This is a genomic window from Tunturiibacter gelidiferens (assembly GCF_014201335.1).
GTDB classification, from domain to species: Bacteria; Acidobacteriota; Terriglobia; order Terriglobales; family Acidobacteriaceae; genus Edaphobacter; species Edaphobacter lichenicola_E.
Genome location: NZ_JACHEB010000009.1, coordinates 138,695 through 157,476, shown reverse-complemented (window position 1 = coordinate 157,476; position 18,782 = coordinate 138,695). Strand labels below are relative to the sequence as shown.

Annotated in this window: 14 protein-coding genes; 6 read left to right on the top strand and 8 right to left on the bottom strand. The window is 59.0% G+C overall.

Features of this window, described 5'->3' with window-relative positions:
- The 6 genes from HDF14_RS18125 to HDF14_RS18100 all read right to left on the bottom strand — a co-directional run bounded on the left by HDF14_RS18125 (position 1) and on the right by HDF14_RS18100 (position 10,054).
- Positions 1–4,827: an Lhr family helicase gene (locus HDF14_RS18125; protein WP_183979422.1), complete on the bottom strand. Its 4,827-nt coding sequence runs from the start codon at positions 4,825–4,827 to the stop codon at positions 1–3.
- A gap of 77 nt (positions 4,828–4,904) precedes the next feature.
- On the bottom strand, positions 4,905–5,732 hold the full coding sequence (locus tag HDF14_RS18120) for a CheR family methyltransferase (RefSeq protein WP_183979420.1): 828 nt from the start codon (positions 5,730–5,732) through the stop codon (positions 4,905–4,907).
- A complete protein-coding gene (locus HDF14_RS18115; protein ID WP_183979418.1) occupies positions 5,719–6,948 on the bottom strand; it encodes a protein-glutamate methylesterase/protein-glutamine glutaminase in 1,230 nt (409 codons plus the stop codon). The genes HDF14_RS18120 and HDF14_RS18115 overlap by 14 nt, the downstream gene beginning before the upstream one ends.
- 37 nt (positions 6,949–6,985) lie before the next feature.
- On the bottom strand, positions 6,986–7,357 hold the full coding sequence (locus tag HDF14_RS18110) for a response regulator (RefSeq protein WP_183979416.1): 372 nt from the start codon (positions 7,355–7,357) through the stop codon (positions 6,986–6,988).
- Entirely contained in the window at positions 7,338–7,871 is a 534-nt protein-coding gene (locus HDF14_RS18105) for a chemotaxis protein CheW (protein WP_183979414.1), read from the bottom strand. The genes HDF14_RS18110 and HDF14_RS18105 overlap by 20 nt, the downstream gene beginning before the upstream one ends.
- Complete coding sequence (locus HDF14_RS18100) at positions 7,868–10,054, bottom strand: chemotaxis protein CheA (RefSeq protein WP_183979412.1); 2,187 nt, start codon at positions 10,052–10,054, stop codon at positions 7,868–7,870. The genes HDF14_RS18105 and HDF14_RS18100 overlap by 4 nt, the downstream gene beginning before the upstream one ends.
- 86 nt (positions 10,055–10,140) lie before the next feature.
- On the opposite strand from HDF14_RS18100, the gene cdd reads away from it, so the two are divergent.
- From cdd to HDF14_RS18085, 3 genes are read left to right on the top strand one after another with little or no spacing between them, the layout of a single operon-like run.
- Positions 10,141–10,593, top strand: a complete 453-nt coding sequence (cdd, locus tag HDF14_RS18095; protein WP_183979410.1) for a cytidine deaminase — start codon at positions 10,141–10,143, stop codon at positions 10,591–10,593.
- 43 nt (positions 10,594–10,636) lie between these two features.
- Entirely contained in the window at positions 10,637–11,134 is a 498-nt protein-coding gene (locus HDF14_RS27635) for a pentapeptide repeat-containing protein (protein ID WP_183979408.1), read from the top strand.
- A complete protein-coding gene (locus HDF14_RS18085; RefSeq protein ID WP_183979406.1) occupies positions 11,131–12,522 on the top strand; it encodes a thymidine phosphorylase in 1,392 nt (463 codons plus the stop codon). The genes HDF14_RS27635 and HDF14_RS18085 overlap by 4 nt, the downstream gene beginning before the upstream one ends.
- Before the next feature lie 84 nt (positions 12,523–12,606).
- On the opposite strand, the gene HDF14_RS18080 is transcribed toward HDF14_RS18085, so the two are convergent.
- Both HDF14_RS18080 and HDF14_RS18075 read right to left on the bottom strand, forming a co-directional pair.
- On the bottom strand, positions 12,607–13,032 hold the full coding sequence (locus tag HDF14_RS18080) for a hypothetical protein (protein ID WP_183979403.1): 426 nt from the start codon (positions 13,030–13,032) through the stop codon (positions 12,607–12,609).
- 378 nt (positions 13,033–13,410) lie between these two features.
- Positions 13,411–13,998 (bottom strand): FkbM family methyltransferase, encoded by a 588-nt coding sequence (locus HDF14_RS18075; protein WP_183979401.1) that lies wholly within the window; start codon positions 13,996–13,998, stop codon positions 13,411–13,413.
- Between the two features lie 281 nt (positions 13,999–14,279).
- Here HDF14_RS18075 and HDF14_RS18070 point away from each other — a divergent pair, with 281 nt between their 5' ends.
- From HDF14_RS18070 to HDF14_RS18060, 3 genes are all read left to right on the top strand, one after another.
- Positions 14,280–16,166, top strand: coding sequence for a sigma 54-interacting transcriptional regulator (locus HDF14_RS18070; protein WP_183979399.1), 1,887 nt, complete (start codon positions 14,280–14,282; stop codon positions 16,164–16,166).
- A gap of 70 nt (positions 16,167–16,236) precedes the next feature.
- Positions 16,237–17,475, top strand: a complete 1,239-nt coding sequence (locus tag HDF14_RS18065; RefSeq protein ID WP_183979397.1) for a NupC/NupG family nucleoside CNT transporter — start codon at positions 16,237–16,239, stop codon at positions 17,473–17,475.
- Positions 17,476–17,599: 124 nt separating this feature from the next.
- Complete coding sequence (locus tag HDF14_RS18060) at positions 17,600–18,742, top strand: PP2C family protein-serine/threonine phosphatase (RefSeq protein WP_183979395.1); 1,143 nt, start codon at positions 17,600–17,602, stop codon at positions 18,740–18,742.
- Positions 18,743–18,782 lie beyond the last annotated feature (40 nt).

The window sequence follows — 18,782 nt, the reverse complement described above, 5'->3', positions numbered from 1 at the left end:
TCAAGCATTCGCCCTCACCTCACCGCGAGCGCCCGGCAGTGGCGGCAACCCCCTCCGCACATTGAACCCCATCGCCCCCGCTGCAAATCCTGCATCCAACAAAAATCGCGCGATCGGATGTGCCGCTACAGCAACTCCATTCACACTCGCAATCAAGATTCCGCCGCGGCCCTGCGCATCTTCCTGGTCCTGCACCTTGCTCACCAGAAACTCCGCCAACTTCCTCGCCACCTGTGACCGCTGCGGCTCCTCCTCCGGCAGAAACACCTGCAGGTTCGGATTCCCCCTCCGCAGATAGGCCACCAATGCTCCATCGCAAAGAATCACGCGTGCCCCAACACTTCGCGTCAGCGAAGACCCCGCATCCGGTGCCGCAGGCCACCTCAGCAACGCACCATAAGGATTCGCCGGATCAGTCGCCGCTAGCTGCAACATCTCCACCTTCTCCGGGTCCTGTTGCACCCGCAGCGACCGCAGCAGATCCACCGCCGCCGGCATCGCAAACTGCGTCGCACCAAGATCCGCCGCAAAGTACCCACGACGAATCTTCCCGCTCTCCTCCAGCGCCTTCATCACGTCATAGATCGCCGAAAATCCCCCCGGCAGATTCTCCGCATGCGCCGTCTCGCGAAACACCACGCCATATCGGGTCAACAACTGCTGAGCAATCGCATGACTCCACTCTGTCGCCGACCGTCCACTCACAAACGCCGCAGCATTCAACGCCCACCGTCCCTGCGCCGTAGGTGGCGTCGTTCGCCGCGATCGAAATCCCGTCTGCTGATGCACCTTACGCGCAGGTTTCCTTGAGCTGTTGGTAGCAGGCCTCTCGCAGTAAGCCCGCAGCGCCGCCATACCATCGTTCGTCAGCGCGCCCTTCCAAACCAATCCCCACAATGCCTCAAGCGTCTCCCCCGGATACCCACCCCCAATCCCATCATGCAAATCCTGAAAGAAAGAAGCTCCCCGCACCCTCAGATACTCCACAATCTTCTCTTCCGTCTCACTCAACGCGAATGCAGCCCCGTCACCTTGAGGAGAACGAACGCCATCCTGCTGCGCCACCCATCGCCCCATCGGCCAAAGCGCAGGCAGCTTCTCGGCGAGATAAAGTCCAATCCGTCCATCCCTCTCTCCAATCGGATCGAATCCAACCCAGATCACCTCACCCGCAGCAATCAACGTATCCAGATCCGCAGTCTTATATCCGACCAACCGCGCCGGCAATATCTCGGTCTCCAATATCGAAGCCGCCAGCGGCGCCCCTTGCAGATTCTCAATCACATCCAGCAACGCATCCAGCCCCCGTCGAGGCTGAACCACTCCCTGCCACCGCGTAAACAATCTCGCCAAAGTCCTCTGCTCAACCGGCTCAATCTCCTTGCGCAGCCGAGCCAGCGAGCGCCGCCGAATCGCACGCAATACCTCGTTATCGCACCACTCCCGATGAATCCCTCCAGGCCGAAACCCACCCTCCACTACCTTGCCACTCTGCACCAACCGCTGCAGCACCGCCTCCACACTCTCCGCCGCGAAATCGAACCGTTCACTAACCTCATGCGTCGTAAATGGCCCATGCGTTCTTGCAAAACGCCGCACCAGATCTACTAGAGCCTCATGAGCCTCCTCCAAAAACGCCCCCGGCAGCCCCGGTGGTAGCGGCACGCCGAGCCCATCTCGGTACCGCGCCGCATCCTCCACCGCAATCAGCCTCTTCTCCCCGCTGATCCGCACCTCAAGCACCCGCCGAGCCCGCATCAGCTTCGCAACCGAACTTGCAACCTCATCCGTTACACATCGCAGCTGCAGCTCATCCCGGCTCAGATCACCCAACCGCAACAAGAGATCATGCACCCCATCCATATTCCGCGCGCGATATCCCTCCACCACGCACTGCAGCTGTTCTTCCGTCTCTTCAATTGCACTCCGATCCAGAAGCTCTCGAAGGTCCGCATCCCCCATCAGCTCCCGCAGTTGATCCTGGTCGATCGACAGCGCCTGCGCCCGTCTCTCCGCCAGCGGAGCGTCCCCATCGTAGATATAGTTCGCCACATAACTGAACAACAACGCCGAAGCAAACGGCGAAGGCGTCCGCGAGTCCACCGTGTGCACCCGCAGCGAACGACTTCCGATATTCCGCAGCGTCTCCATCAGCGCAGGCATGTCAAACACATCGCGCAGACACTCCCTGTAAGCCTCGAGCACAATCGGAAACGACGCATAACGGCTTGCCACACTCAGCAAGTCATACGCGCGCTTCCTCTGCTGCCACAGTGGAGTCCTTCCATCCGCTCTCCTCCTCGGCAGCAACAATGCCCGCGCCGCGCTCTCCCGGAACTTCGCCGCAAACAGCGCCGTCGATCCCAACTGCCGCAACACCAACTCCGCAGCCTCCTCCGCCTCCAACAAAATCGGCTCAATTGCCGGAGCCTCTTCGGTCTCAGGAAAGCGCAGCACAAAGCCATCCTCCGACCACATCGTCTCCACTTCTTGTCCGCTAGTAGCCCGCAGCTTCGCCGTCACCGCCATCGCCCAAGGCGCATGCACTCTGCTGCCAAACGGCGTCAACACACACACCCGCCAATCCCCCAACTCATCGCGCACACGCTCCACGACGATGTTCTGATCGTCCGGAACATTCACCGTAGCCAGCTCCTGATCCGCCAGATACCGCAGCACATTCTCCGCCGCCCCCGGCTCCAGATCATGTTCCGTCGTCAGCCGAGCCATCGCCACGCTGCGTGGAGCCTCCCGCAACTCCCTCACCAGCGCCCCGATCCGTCGCCCAAATTCCAGAGGCCGCCCCGCCTGATCTCCATGCCAGAACGGCATCTTCCCCGCCTCACCCGGCGCCGGAGTCACCAACACCCGGTCATGCGTAATCTCATCAATCCGCCACGTCGAAGCCCCCAGAATGAACGTATCTCCCGTCCGGCTCTCGAAGACCATCTCTTCATCCAACTCACCCACCCGCACCGGCTTCGATCTCTGCCCAGCCAGAAACACCCCATACGTCCCACGATCAGGAATCGTCCCCCCATTCAAGATCGCAATCCGCTTCACCCCAGCCCGCGGTGTGATCCAGTTCTTATTCCTGTCCCACGTGATCCGCGGCCGCAGCTCCGCAAACTCATCCGACGGATACCGTCCCGCCAACATATCCAGCACGCCATCGAACACACTCTGACTCAATCCCGCAAACGGAGCCGCGCCGCGCACCAAGCCGAACAACGCCGCATAGCTCAACCCCGGACTCTCCTCCTCCTCCGTCTTATGCTTCGTGCGTCGTTCAGCATCCACAACATTCAAAGGCGGATGCGCAATCACCGCCACCATCTGCTGCGCCAGCACATCCAGCGGATTCCGCAAAAATCGCGTTGACTCCACATGCCCCTCATGCATCGCCCGTGTTACAGCCGCACACGCAATCAAATCCGCCCTGTACTTCGGAAAGATAATCCCATGCGACGGTGCCCCCACCTGGTGCCCCGCCCTCCCGATCCTCTGCATCCCACTCGCCACGCTCGGCGGAGCCTCAATCTGAATCACCAGATCAATTGCCCCCATATCGATCCCAAGCTCCAGCGACGACGTAGCCACCAGAGCCTTAATCCTCCCCGCCTTCAGCAACTCTTCGATCTCTGTCCTCTGCGCCGCCGCCAGCGAACCATGATGCGCCAGCGCAACCTGCTCTCCTGCAAGTTCGTTCAAAGCCCCCGCGAGTCTCTCCGCCACTCGACGCGCATTGACAAAGATCAGCGTCGACGTCCGCCCGCGAATAATCTCAAGCAACCGTGGATGAATCGACTGCCAGATCGACGTTCTCTTCGGTCCCTGCGAAGCAGGCCCACTCGGCTGCTCCTCAATCTCACCGAGCCTCGCCATATCCTCAACCGGAACCTCCACTTTCAGCTCCAACAATTTCCTCGCACCCGCATTCACCACAGTCACCGGCCGAAACCGCGCAGCGCTCGCGCCCCCTTCCGCCCGCGAGTCTTCACTACCAGCAACCTCCATCAACACGCTGGCAGTCTCCGCGTCAGCCTCCGCAGCATGACTCAAATTCGTGCCTTCCACAGGCACATATCCAGACGCTTCCGCTCCACCCAGAAACCTCGCCACTTCTTCCAACGGCCTCTGCGTAGCAGACAGACCAATCCGTTGCAGCTTCCTCCCGGTCAGCGCCTCCAACCGCTCCAACGATAACGCCATATGAGCGCCGCGTTTGCTCGGCACCAGCGCATGGATCTCATCCACGATCACAGTCTCGACCGACCGCAACGACTCCCCAGCCTCCGACGTCAGCAGCAGATACAGACTCTCCGGCGTGGTAATCAAAATATCGCCAGGATGTTTTCGAAACCTCGCACGCTCCTTGTGCGACGTATCGCCCGTACGGACACTAATCTCCGGGATCCGCACTGCAACACCCTCGTGCTTCGCCATGTTCGCGATACCCACCAAAGGCGACCGCAGGTTCCGCTCCACATCCGCGGCCAACGCCTTCAAAGGCGAAAGGTACACCACTCGACATCCACGCTCTGTCTCCGGCGCAGTCCGCATCATCAACTTATCGAGACACCACATAAACGCCGTCAGCGTCTTTCCCGTGCCCGTCGGAGCCAATATCAGCGTCGACTCCCCACGAGCGATCGCCGGCCAGCCCTCCACCTGCGGAGCAGTCGGAGCATCGAACACAGCCCGAAACCACTTCGCCGTGATCGTATGAAACAGCCCTAACGCTGCATCGCCCCCAGGATTCAGCCCTGGCGGCAACTCAGCTTCAATCGCAACTTTCTTCTTCGATTTGGCAGAACTAGGCAGCATAGTCTCCAAGTGCGCTGTCAGCAGCATAACTGCCGCACACAATTGGATGCGCTTCTAAGCTCCTAGGTCAAAAATCCTCACGAAGCGCTCACGGGGCTATAAAAGTAGCAGTCAGCCCCAAACTCCACCTCGAAGAGATTGGTCGAATCCTCCGCTTGCTCCGCATTTCCCAAAACGAGGTAACCCGAAGGGAACAACTTCCGATGAATCTCATTGAAGAGCGTCCTGCGATCCTGCTGAGAAAAATAAAGCAGCACGTTTCTCAGCAACACCAAATCGAAGAACGGTAAAAAAGGAAGCGGCCCAGACAAATTGGCATAATGAAATTCACACAACGACCGAACCTGCGGACTGATCTCCCACTCCTCCCCATCCCGGGTCATATACTTCAGCAACATCCGTGCCGGCAGTCCCCGGTTTACCTCCAGTCGCCTATACCGCCCCTTCCGCGCATAGTCAACGACGTGCCGCGAGATATCCGTGCCGACAATCCTCACATCCCAACCCGCAAGCTCCGGAAAATGTTCCACGATCATCATCGCCAGACTGTAAGCCTCCTGTCCGGTCGAACTCGCCGCGCTCCAGATTCGCAGACGCCGCGTCTCCTTTCTCTGTTCGATCAACCGCGGAATAAGAACTTGCCGCAACATCTCGAACGGCCTCATATCCCGAAAGAAGCTCGTCTCATTGATCGTCATCGCCTCTGCGACCGCCCGATGCAGATGAGCCGGCCTCCCCGCCTTCAACATATTGACAAAGTCTCCAAGGCTGTCCGCGCCCGACAACCTCGCAATCGGTGTCAACCTCGTGTCGAAGAGAGCATTGCGCGACGGGTCAATCAAGTTCGATGACTGCTCCAGCACAAGCTCACGAAGATAAGCGTAATCCGTATCAGAACAGGCCATCGGTCATCTCCCGCCGCGGCACCATCGCGGATGCTGCATGGTGTGCCGTATCCATCTTCGTCAATCTTCCCGCGTTGACTCGTTGCTTCAGCGCACTCGCAATTTCCACAAGCGGCAGCGTCGCACTTGCGATACCAGCCTCGGTCACCTTCCCTGGCATCCCCCACACTGCAGAACTCGCCTCATCCTGCGCCAACACCACTCCGCCGCTTTCATGCACAGCTCGCGCCCCATCCAGCCCATCGGCTCCCATTCCTGTCATCACCAGCGCCAACGCGGACGCACCATACATTCGGGCCGCGGAAAAGAACAGATAGTCCACCGCAGGCCTGCAGTGATTTAAAGGCTCCCGCCGATGCAGCCGAACTCTGCTGCTCCTCCCCGCCAAACTCCCATCATGCCTATCCGTCAATCCATTGCCCGGACCAACCTCCATGTGCGCATCCCCTGGAGCAAGCCAGATCGTGCCTGGTCGAATCATGGCATTCTCATAAGCTTCCTTCACTCGCAGCGCACAGCTTTTATCCAATCGCTCCGCCAGCGCGCCAGTAAACAGCTTCGGCATATGCTGCACGATCAACACAGGAACAGGAAAGTCCGCGGGCAGCCTCGGCAACAACTGCTCCAACGCGGACGGTCCCCCCGTAGACAACCCAATCACCACCACCTCAATCGGAGAAAACGCTTTCGTCGGCACTGCACTCGACGGAACCTTCAAAGCGCTTCCCGAGCCGCTCCGCGCGACAGCATTCTCTTCCTTCCGTTTTGCGCCCTTGGCCAATGCAGCAATCCGCGGTAGCAGTTGTTGCGACAACGACAGCATCGCCGAAGCAAAGTCTCGCTGCTCCGCCGGCTTCGTCACATAGTCTGCAGCACCACACGCCAGTGCCTCCAGCGTCGACCTCGCCCCACGCTCCGTATGCGCGCTGCACATAATCACCGGCAGCCCCGGATTCTCGACCTGCAACCGGCGCAACACCTCCAGCCCATTCAGCCTCGGCATCTCAAGATCCAGCACCAGCACATCCGGCATCAGCCGCTTCACCGCCTCCAGGCAATCGACCCCATCCTGTGCAACCCCGCACAACTCCATGCGCGGAAGCTCGCTCGACCGATCCTCAGCATGTGTTCGAAACAGCTTCCCCATCACGCCGCGCATTACTGCCGAGTCGTCCGCAGCAAGAATGCGGAGCGGCCGTTCATCCAAAGGTTTCATCTCTGCATTCCTCAGCCTTCCTCTTCCACCCACAGCGTCAAGCTGCTATTACACCAAGCAGAAGCATCTTCTCCCGCAAACTCTCAGGAGTAAACGGCTTCATCAAAAACTCGTCCGCACCGTTATCGAGCGCCGTCGTAATAAACGAGTGATCGGCCTCGGTCGTCACCATCATCACCTTCATCTCCGGGCCCAGCTTCGCTGCACGTAACTTCTTCACGCACTCCAGCCCGTTCATCACAGGCATGTTCACATCCAGCAACATCAGGTCGAACGACTCCTCCGCCGCCAGCACCGCCAAAGCATCGCTGCCATCCTTTGCCTCTTCGCACACAACATCCATTCGGTTCAGCAGGTGCCGCAAGTACTCGCGGATAAAGCTCGAATCATCAACGATCAGGGCTCGCATCTGTGCCTCCGTTCGAACTATTTTTGAACAATCCAACCTCCGACAACCGCGACGGAGACAACTTCTGCGGATCGAGCTGCACCATCAGCCCCGCCTCCATCTTGTACGCGCCATCAAACAACCACTTCCCCCGAGCCTCCAGTGTGCAAGGGTTATCCTCTAACACTCGTCGACTCACCGTCACCACTCCGCCCACCGCATCCACCACCAAACCAAACCGTTCCGCAGCTTCGTCATCAGCCATCACCAGCACGCAGCCCTTCCCCGTGTGCGCCTCCATCCCCAACAAAGCGCGAAGATTCACCGTCGTCAGCACCTCGCCGCGATACGGAACAACTCCCGCGATGAACACCGGCGACATCGGCACGCGCTGCAGATCCCGCTCTCCAAGTACCTCACGTATCTTCCTCGTATCGATGCCAAGCATCTCACTGCCCGCGTAGAGCGAACACAGCGATACGGCGTCGTTCTCATCCTGAATCTCGTCAAGCTTCTCCCGACCGGCTATCTTCACGCGACCTCCTGCCATCCAGCCTTCGCCTTCACTCCAAACTCACGATGAACCAGCGTCAGCTTCTCTTTCACTAGGGCAAGCTCCATCCCCTCGGTCGCCTCATCCTGATCGAGCAGTGTTCCGTTTGAAACATCGAGTACTCGCCGCACCACCATGCCGCCACGCTGCGCTCCGCCCACGCTGGCATCACCGCATATCAGGACCGTCACCATCGCCTCCTCGCCAGCCTGCCGCGCCGCCTCCATCTCAATCAACACACTTCCTTCATCCCTCAGCGGCAACAACTCTCCGCGGTACTGAAGCAATGCGCGTCCGCCCGCATATTCGATCTGGCCCAGCGGCACGCTTTCGATCCGTTCCACAACATCCAGCGGCAGTGCCGTTCTCTCCCTCGCTCTATCCTCAAAGATCAGGAACGAAGAACCCGTAGCCTCATGCACCGCAGCCTCTCCTGAGCCGATCCCGCCAATTTCTTCTTCAATCGGCTTCACTCCCGCACGAGCCGCGGTCGCACCGATATCCAGAATCAAAGCCAGCGATCCATTTCCCAGCACCGTCGCCCCGGAGAACAGACCGATCTCACGCAGCACGGGCGAAAGCGGCTTCACCACAATCTCCTCCGGAGACATCAAGTCATCGACCACCAGGCCGTACCTGCAACCCTCCGCCTCAAGAACCGCCAGGTAATGTCCCTTCGACTGGTCCGGATTCTCAGCCTCCAACCCCAGCAACCGGTCGAGCCACACCATCGGCAACAGCCGCTCTCGCAGCCGGTACAGCTCCGACGAACCAATCCTCTGCACCACCTGCGCAAATTCACGCTCGGGAATATCCACCAGCTCCACCAGCGTGCTCTGCGGCAGCGCAAACGCCTGCCCGCCGCTCTTGACTACCAGCGAAGGAACAATCGCCAGAGTCAGCGGCACCCGCAGGCGCAGCGTAGTCCCCACGCCTCTACGCGATTCAACCTCAACGCTCCCGCCAACCTTCTCCACGTTGGCACGCACCACATCCATGCCAACGCCGCGACCAGAAACCGTAGTCACCGCCGCAGCCGTCGAAAATCCCGGCAGGAAAATAAGTTGCAGCGCCTCGCGCTCCGACATCCCAACAGCATCTTCCGCCGTCACAAGATTGCGTTCGATCGCCTTCTGCAACACTCGCTCAATCGGAATTCCCGCGCCATCATCTTCAATCTCGATGACCACTGAGCCACTCTGATGAAACGCCTTCAACCGTAGACAACCCTCAGCCGACTTACCGGCCAGCACACGGTCTGCCGGCGACTCGATCCCATGATCGACCGCATTCCTCACCGCATGGGTCAGCGGATCCTTAATCGCCTCCAGGAGGCTCTTATCCAGCCCCGTCTCCTGCCCGCTAAACTCAACCCGCACCTCGCGCCCGCAGGTCCGCGCAAGATCCCGCACCATCCGGGGAAACTTCCCAAACAGATTCCCCACCGGCTGCATTCGCGCCTGCATCACCGTCTCACGCAGGTCCGCCGTCACACTATCAAGCCTTCGTGCCAACTCAGGAAAGTTCGCCGCCTCCATCCCGCTCTGAAGCATCTGGTTGCGCGTCAACACCAGCTCGCCCACCAGGTTCATCATGCGGTTCAGCACATCGACATCAATCCGCAACGTCTTATCAGCGCTTGCCTTCTCCGTTACCACCGTCGGCTGCAACGCAGACGCGGCGCCACCGCTCGGCGTGCTCGGCGCAGCACCCTCCACCTTGGCCGCACCCTCCACTAACGCAATCTGCGGAGCCTCAATCTCAGGCAACTCCGACGGCTCCTGCCCGTTCAGCATTGCTAACTCTGCGATCAGTTCGCCATCCTCATCGCCCGCCCGAGTTCCCTCGCTCCCAGTCTCCTCGATCAGCACCAGAATCGCGCGCAGCCCGTCCATCAGGCGCAGCAGTCCGCTGATCAGATCCGAGTTCACCGCAAGCCGCCCATCCCGCAGCGATCCCAGCAGATGCTCCCCCGCATGCGCCAGCTTCTCCAGACGATCGAATCCCAGAAATCCCGTAGTCCCCTTGATCGTGTGAACAGCGCGGAAGATCTCTCCCAGCAATCCACTATCGTCAGGCCGCATCTCCAGCTCGGTCAGGCACCGTTCCATCCGGTCCAGACCCTCCTGGCTCTCCGCAATAAACTCTTTGGTTAGCTCGTCCACACACCCTATATCGGGCGCAGGGCGGCAACCATGAGGCGCCCCGCCACTTGCTATCGTCCTCTGCACCCGATAGCCTCACTCACATCATGTCTTCCGAACTCTCCGATGAACTCTCTAGAGACCGTCCCAACGACCTCACCCCGGCGCAAATCGCCAGTCTGCAGCAGCATGCCACCACCGTGGCCCATCACGCCTACGCCCCCTACAGCAACTTCCACGTAGGCGCCGCCGTCCTGCTCACGGACGGTACCATCGTAACCGGCTGCAACGTCGAAAACGCCTCCTACCGCCTCACCACCTGCGCCGAGCAGACCGCCATCACCTCCGCCGTCGCCCTCCACGGCCCCGGCATCCGCATCCGCGCCATCGCCGTCGCCAACCTCAACGCGACCGCCAGTCAACCCTGCGGAGCCTGCCGCCAGACCATCCACGAGTTCAGCACCCCCGACACCATCGTCTTCTACCCCGCTGAAGCCGGCACCATTGCCCAGGCCACCATCGCCGAGCTCTTACCCGCCGCCTTCTTACTAAACCAATAATCCGTCACTTCGATTGATTAATTTCTAGTTAAGGAAGACTGCTTTGATAGTCCGTGACACAAGTGGCAACACACTCGGCGATACATCGTCTGACGCTTTCCTTGATCTTTGTGATCTGCGCAATGCAAACTTTCGCGGTCAACATTTGGAAATTCTCGATCTCTCTGATGCGGATCTGAGAGGAGCCGATTTCAATGAGGCAGACCTTTACGGGACCTATCTCTTCAGGACAAATTGTGAAGGAAGCACCTTTCGAAACGGCCGACTAAGTGGAGTGGTCCTCGATGGTGCCAATCTACGCAAAACAGATTTCACGGGAGCATATATCTCCTATGACAACGTCCTCCATCCATCGTCTCTAATCGAAGCAGATTTGACGGACGCTCTTCTTGACGGAGTTGATATGAAGGGATCGCGGTATAACCGCTTGACCGTCTTCCCACACGGATTCGATCCGAAGGCCAATGGCATGCTTGAAGTCAACGAGGAACAAGGATTGGTTGTACCCACGGGATCAAGCCCGATAGAGAAGAATAGATGACTCAGACAATTCACCCCCTCGACGTCGTCCTCCACAAGCGCGACGGCCGCGTCCTCACCGACGACGAGATCCAGGCCTTCATCCACGCCCTCGTCCAACGCACGCCACAAAATCAACTCGTCACCGACGCCCAGATCGCCGCCTTCCTCATGGCCGTCTTCCACCGCGGCCTCATCCCCCAGGAGCTCGCCACTCTCACCTCCGCCATGCGCTACTCCGGCGAAACCTTCGACGCCTCACCCCTCCACACCTTCACCGTCGACAAGCACTCAACCGGCGGTGTCGGCGACAAGACCTCGCTCCTCATCGCCCCCGTCCTCGCCGCCGCAGGTCTCGCCTCGCCCACACCCTCAGGAGTCCCCGGCATCTGCGTCCCCATGATCTCCGGCCGCAGCCTCGGTCACACCGGCGGCACACTCGACAAGCTCGAAACCATCCCCGGCTTCAACACCCAGCTCACCCTCGACCAGATCTTTCTTTCCCTCGAAAAGTGTGGCGCCGCCCTCGTCGGCCAGACCCCGCGCCTCGTCCCCGCCGACCGCATCCTCTACGCCCTCCGCGACCACACCGGCACCGTCGAATCGCCCTACCTCATCACCGCCAGCATCATGAGCAAGAAATTAGCTGAAGACCTCAACGCCCTGGTCCTCGACGTCAAAACCGGCAGCGGCGCCTTCATGCCCACCTACGACCAATCCAAGCTCCTCGCCGAACTCATGGTCCAGACCGGCGAATCCTCCGGCACCCGCACCATCGCGCTTCTCACCAATCACGACGAACCCCTCGGCCGCTTCGCCGGCAACTGGATTGAAGTCTGGGAGTGTGTCGACATCCTCCGCGCCAAACGCATTGAAGACCGCCACCCCATGTCCGCCGATCTCATCAAGCTCTCGAACATCCTTTCCGGATGGATGCTCCATCTCGCCGGCCATGCCCCAACTCCCGAAGCGGGAGCAAAACTCTCCGAGGAGATTCTCCTCAGCGGCGCAGCCTTCAAAGCCTGGCTCAGAATCGTAGCCATCCAGTGCGGCGACGTCTCCATCTTTCACGACCCCGCCGCACACCACCAGCCCACCGCCTCCCGCACCCTTACCGCCACCCACGCCGGATACCTCGCCTCCATGGACTGCAAACAAGTAGGCTGGGCCGTCCAGCGTCTCGGCGCAGGCCGCGCAAAACCCGGCGACCCAGTCAGCGCTCACGCCGGAATCGAGATGCACGCCAAACTAGGCGACCCCATCAAATCAGGTCAACCTCTCGTCACCCTCTTCACCGAAGACGTCTCCCTCCTCGACGAACCCGAAGCCATGCTACGCGAAACTCTTCACATAGCGCCGACACCACCGCAACTCCAACCATCTATCCGCGAAGTAATTACTCTCCCCTGACTCCAGATTCCAGCCCGGTTCTTTATCAAGCAAGAGAAGGCCCGGCGACATTGATCGCCGGGCCTTCACAACCAGAAAGAACCATTATTTCAGTGCAATTAGAACATCGTTATTCACGCGCAGTGAAGCTTCCTGTGTCTGTGCCCTGGCCCACTTCTCTTGCTTCGAGGCCGTCAGGTGGCACGTCATCACGCCACTCGTTGTGCGAACCTCGCTCAGGAAGTACTGGTTTCCGTAACGGTGGAAGACCAGCTTATTGTCAGCTGCGTAGCCGGAATCGGGAATCGTGATCGCCATGACAGCAACGCCATCTTTGCGATCAGCAATCGTAAGTATCCGCGGCGAGTTGGCATCGTTGCCAATGGTGTAATTCCCGGCGGGCAGCGTACGACCATCGACCGTGAAGTTGAATGGAACGGTTGCTGTGACCTTGTGATCCTGGGCCAGAGCGCTACCAGCGGTGACGAACCCGGCGGCGACGAAGAGTGCGATTGCAGTGAGGTTTTTCATGACGATCTCCTTTGTGATTCCTTTCTCAGGTCCCGTTTGGTCTCTGGATTTCGTTCTTTCCGGAGAGTGTTGTTACGCCCGGATATATTGCAAGCGCCCTGCCAAACCGGGCCAAACACCGGCCAAAAAAACCTCACCATTCTTTGCAACAACATAGAAACTGCCGCAGCCGCTCACGAGCCAGCAGCTCCCTCCCACACCCTCTTTCTGGGTATCCAAACGGTTCCTGGGGTATCCGATCGGCTCCCGCCACTTTGATTTGCCATTCCCGAAACGCGCACATTCACTCGCGATTACTGAGTGATCGTGCCGCCAACCCACTTTTGTACGGTGTGTGCAGCAGGCAAGTTCATCGCGAGGCGCGCCTGTTCCACAGGCCTAGTCTTTGTCTAACAAATACAGAGCGTTGCCAAAGCTAAGCCTTTCATTGCACCCTCTGAAGAGCGAATACAAGCCATGAAGATAGAAACCAGACGATTTCAACCTGGCATCCAGAGCCGAAAACAACGGCATGTCTTTATAGGCTGAAGTGAAGTAAACCTCTATAAAGACTGCTTTGACTGCCCTGCGGCTCAGCATCTGTGCCGCTCCCTTCAGCACGCGCGTCTCTGCTCCCTCAACATCTATCTTGAGAATGTCGATCTTACTGATGTCGTAGCAGCTACAAATATTGTCTACGGTATCGGTTGCTACCTCGATCGTCTCTCCAGCGTGATTGCCTCGCACAAGCATCGAGTTTGTGTAACTCTCTTCACCAATATTGAGTTGAGCTTCGCCCTTGCAATCAGATAGAGCAAGACGCATAGCGGTGAACTTGTTTGGCAGGCAATGTTCCAACTCCCTGAACGAATCGGGGGTTGGTTCAAAGGACCAGATATCAGCTTGTGGATACAACTTGCGGTAGTTCTTCGCGGTCTGGCCCACGTTCGCGCCTGCATCAAAGATCGTGAATGCATTTGGAATCATGCGAAGTTGGTCATCATCCGAATTGAAAGAACGAACTCCCAATATCCGGCGAATCATGGTCCGTAGCAACATGAATTACCCTTTCGATTCTTCGACATAGTCAGTCTCTACGGGCGATAGATCGATCTTAGTGATTCCCCGATCATCGCGAGAAGGGATGCGAAGCTTTTTTTCATTCATTTACAGGAGCCGCATTTGCAAAAACTCTCTTAGCCCTTTGGATCGTTCAGGAAACAGTTTGTTTGCCAGATCAGCTACACTTTCCTGCAAGGGAGGCCCCGATGAAACCGCGGCTCCTTGCCATCTCGGGTTCGCTGACCGGAACCATTCGAGAGCTGATCGACAGCCCAATCTCTGTTGGCAGACTCGAATCAAACCAGCTCTGCCTCTCCGATCCCGCAGTCTCTCGAAAACACTGCACCATTCAGCCGATCGGGAAACTGAACGGGCACTACGAGTTGGTCGATCTCGACAGCAGAAGCGGCACCTTTGTAAATGGAATGCCCATCCTGCGCCGATCGCTCGAGCACGGCGACAACATCCACATCGGCAACACCGACTTCGTCTTCCTCATGCACGAAGGCGAAACTACAAACACCCCCAGGAGACGCGCAAGCGACTTTACCTCCGGCCAATCCGCGGACACCACGCGAATTGGGCCACCAGCAGGCCTTCCCTCCTTCGGAGTTGAGGTCGGACGCATGGCCCGCGACCTCACCGCACTCTTCAGAATCAGCAACGTCATCAACTCCATCCGAGACTCTCAACTGCTCCAACGCGAACTTCTCCAGCTCATCTTCGAGGTTGTTCCGGCAGACGAAGGAGCCGTCGTGCTGCTCACCGACTTTGAAGAAGAGACCTTCGAAACTTGTTGTTGGAGCCGACAACCTGATGCCCTCTCTACCCCGAATCTCGACCCGGTCCCAGAGGCCGAGATCCAACGCGACCTCGTTCATCGTGCCTTCTGGGAGCGCACCGCAGTCCAGATCGACGCCGATCCAGACTCCGGCAATCCGCACAATATCCTCTGTCTTCCCCTGGTCGCTGTCGAGCGAACCATCGGCGTCCTCTACCTTACTGCGCGTCATCCCGCCCCGCCGTTTCGCGAAGACCACATCTATTTCCTCGACTCTGCCTCCCGAATCGCAGCCGTTACACTCGAAAACATTCTCGCTCTCGATGCGTTGCGTTCAGAGAACTCACAACTAAAACAGCAACTCAATCCCACCAGCAATCTCGTCGGCGAAAGCCGGCAGATTCGTCAAGTCAGCGAGTTCATCGCACGCGTCGCTCCTACCGCGTCCACCGTCCTCATTCGCGGCGAGAGCGGCACCGGCAAAGAGGTCATCGCGCGCTCCATCCACCAAAGCAGTCCAAGAAGCGATCGTCCCTTCATCGCCATCAACTGCGCCGCCATTCCCGAAACTCTGCTCGAAAGTGAACTCTTCGGCCATGAAAAAGGCGCATACACCGGAGCCGTCGGCATGAGAAAAGGAAAACTCGAAGCCGCCGAAGACGGAACCCTCTTCCTCGACGAGATCGGCGAACTCGCGCCCCCCATGCAAGCCAAACTCCTCCGCGTCCTCCAGCAAAGAGAGTTCGAGCGTGTAGGAGGAACCCGCCCCGTCGCTTTCCTCGCCCGCGTCCTCGCCGCAACCAACAAAAATCTCGAGCAAGCCATCAAGGCCAACGAATTCCGCCAAGACCTCTACTACCGCCTCAACGTTGTCTCAATCTCCGTGCCGCCCCTGCGAGAGCACAGCGAAGACATTCCTCTCCTCGCCCTCTACTTCGCTTCCAAGTACGCGCAAAAAAACAAACGCCCCTTCAAGGGCATCTCCTCCGACGCACGTTCCCTGCTCATGGGTTACAGCTGGCCCGGAAACGTCCGCGAACTCGAAAACGCAATCGAGCACGCCATCGTCCTCGGCCTCACCGAAGAGATCCTCGCCGAAGATCTCCCCAGCATCATCCTCGAAGAGCAGTCCGCAAAGCTCGCAGGAGCGAAATACCACGACGTCCTCAATCAATCAAAAAAGGATCTCCTCCTCACCGCCCTCCGCGAAGCAAAGGGCAGTTATCCCGAAGCCGCCCGCACCTTGGGCATTCACCCCAAATACCTCCATCGTCTCGCACGAAACCTCGATCTAAAATCCGATCCACTCTAGCCAGCAACCCTCCGGTACACTCATCTCAAGCATTTACAACGTATTCATCCAAGTAGCAGGAGCGAAGCCTTTGTCCCGATTCACCGGTCTGCTCGGCCTCATCACCTTCCTCGGCCTCGCCTACGCCTTCTCCACCAACCGTCGCGCCATCCGCTGGCGCACCGTTGCCTGGGGACTCGGCCTGCAGATCGTCTTCGCCTTCCTCGTCATCAAATGGCACGCCGGCCAGACCATCCTCCACAACGTCTCCAACGTCATCACCTCACTCCTCGCACACTCCGTCGACGGCTCCTCGCTCGTCTTCGGCCCTCTCGGAACACCGGGCAACCCCCTCGCCGTCCTCGCCTTCGCCGTCCTTCCCACCATCATCTTCGTCAGCGCCTTCTTCGCCATCATGTACCACATCGGCCTCATGCAGCACATCATCCGCATCGTCGCGTGGATCATGCAGCGCACCATGGGAACCTCCGGCGCCGAATCAACCAACGTCGCTGCGAGCATCTTCATGGGCCAGACCGAAGCCCCCCTCACCATCCGCCCCTTCCTCGCCGGCGCCACCCGCAGCGAGCTCATGGTCATCATGACCTCCGGCATGGCCCACGTCTCCGGCGGCATCATGGCCGCCTACATCAGCTTCGGCATCAACGCGCAGGACCTCCTCTCCGCCGTCATCATGACCGCGCCCGGCACCATCCTCGTCGCCAAAATGCTCGTCCCCGAAACCGAAGTCCCAGCCACCAGCGGCACCGTCCACATGCCCCCCAACGAAGAGCACAAAAACGAAAACTTCATCGCCTCCATCGCCCGCGGCACCCTCGACGGCGGCAAGCTCGCGTTCAACGTTGCCATCATGCTCATTAGCTTTGTCGCGCTCGTCGGCCTCTTCAACGCCATCATGCTCGGCATCTCCAACTTCCTCTGGGCACACGGTCACATCCCCTTCCCCCACTCCCTCAACGCCATCCTCGGCGTCATCGGAGCACCCGTTGCGTGGCTCATCGGCATTCCCTGGCGCGACGCCCACACCATCGGCAACCTACTCGGCACCCGCACCATGATCAACGAGTTCGTCGCCTTCACCCAACTCGGCGCGATCAAGTCCACACTCGCCCCTACCACCTTCTCCATCGCCACCTTCGCCCTATGCGGCTTCGCAAACGTAGGCTCCATCGGCATGCAGATCGGCGGCATCGGAGCCCTCGTCCCCAACCGCCGCAACGACCTAGCCCAGCTGGGACTCCGCGCCATGCTAGCCGGAACCATGGCCAACCTCATGTCCGCCAGCATCGTCTCCATGCTCATTAAATAAACCCGCACCGACCAGCCAATGCTCTAAAATCTCCGCACATCCTGCCTATCTTCCGACGATCGCTCTACGAAGAGAATGCAGTAAACTGCGCGTCACAACGGGAGATACAGGAGAGCTCAGCGCGATGGCATTTCTCAGAAGCAATAAAAGCACTGCCGAGTACAAGCAACAAGTTGAAACCGAAGAAATAAAGACCACTGGCCTGCTAAACCTCGTCGTCGTCCTCGCCGTCGTCTCCGTCGCCTACACCGACTGGATCGTCGTAGCCAACATCTCTCTCGGTTATCTCTACGTCCTTCCCATCGCCCTCAGCGCCTTCATCAACCCGCTCCCCATCACAATCGGGCTTGCTGTTCTCGGCACCATCCTCTCGGAGTTCTTCGGTCCAGCCGGCGACGATACCCACGTCAGGATCATTCGCTTCTTCATCTCTCTCGCCGGCTTTCTCATCGTTGGGTTTCTCGTCAGCCTCATCGCAAAACAACGCGCCCGCCTCGCCGCCGAGGTTCGCCGCCAGCGCGACGAATACGAAAGCGACCTCCTCCTCGCCGCACAAGTCCAGCGCCAGGTGTTGCCCAGAGCTCCAATCGTTCCAGGCCTCGAACTCGCAGCCTTCATGCAGACCGCACGCCTCCTCGGTGGCGACTATTACGACTTCTTCCAGATCTCCGACGAGATAGTCGACGTCGTCATAGCCGACGTCTCCGGTAAAGGCGCCGCCGCTTCTCTGCTCATGCCTTCCCTCGCCGTAGCCCTGCGTCTTCGCGCCCACGAACTCAGTGGCCCAGCCGCGATCCTCAAAGATCTCGACGAGTGCCTCAAGCAAATCACCCGGCCCGCCACATTTGTCACCATGTTCTACGCCCGCTTCAATACGAAACTCCGAACACTCGAGTACGCCAACGGCGGCCACAACCCTCCTCTCCTCCTCCGTCCACAAACGGGCGAGTCGCTCCTCCTCGAGAACGCGGGACCGATCATGGGCATTCTTCCCAGCGCCGAATTTTCAAACACTCTTATCAGCCTCAAGGCCAACGACGTGATCACCCTCTTCACCGACGGTGTCACCGAGCAGGAAAACGAAAGCGAAGAACAGTTTTCTCTCGACCGGCTCAAAGCGCTGGTCCTCTCCGAAGAGGACAAACCTGCCACCACTCTCGTCACAGACATCTCCGAAGCGGTCGCCAGCTTCGCCGGAACAAAAGAACAGGAAGACGACCTCACCGTCGTCATAGTCAAAGTTCTTCCCGACCAACGGGAGGGCTAAGCAAGAAAACGGTATACCCGCCACGAAGTGGCCGCTCTCC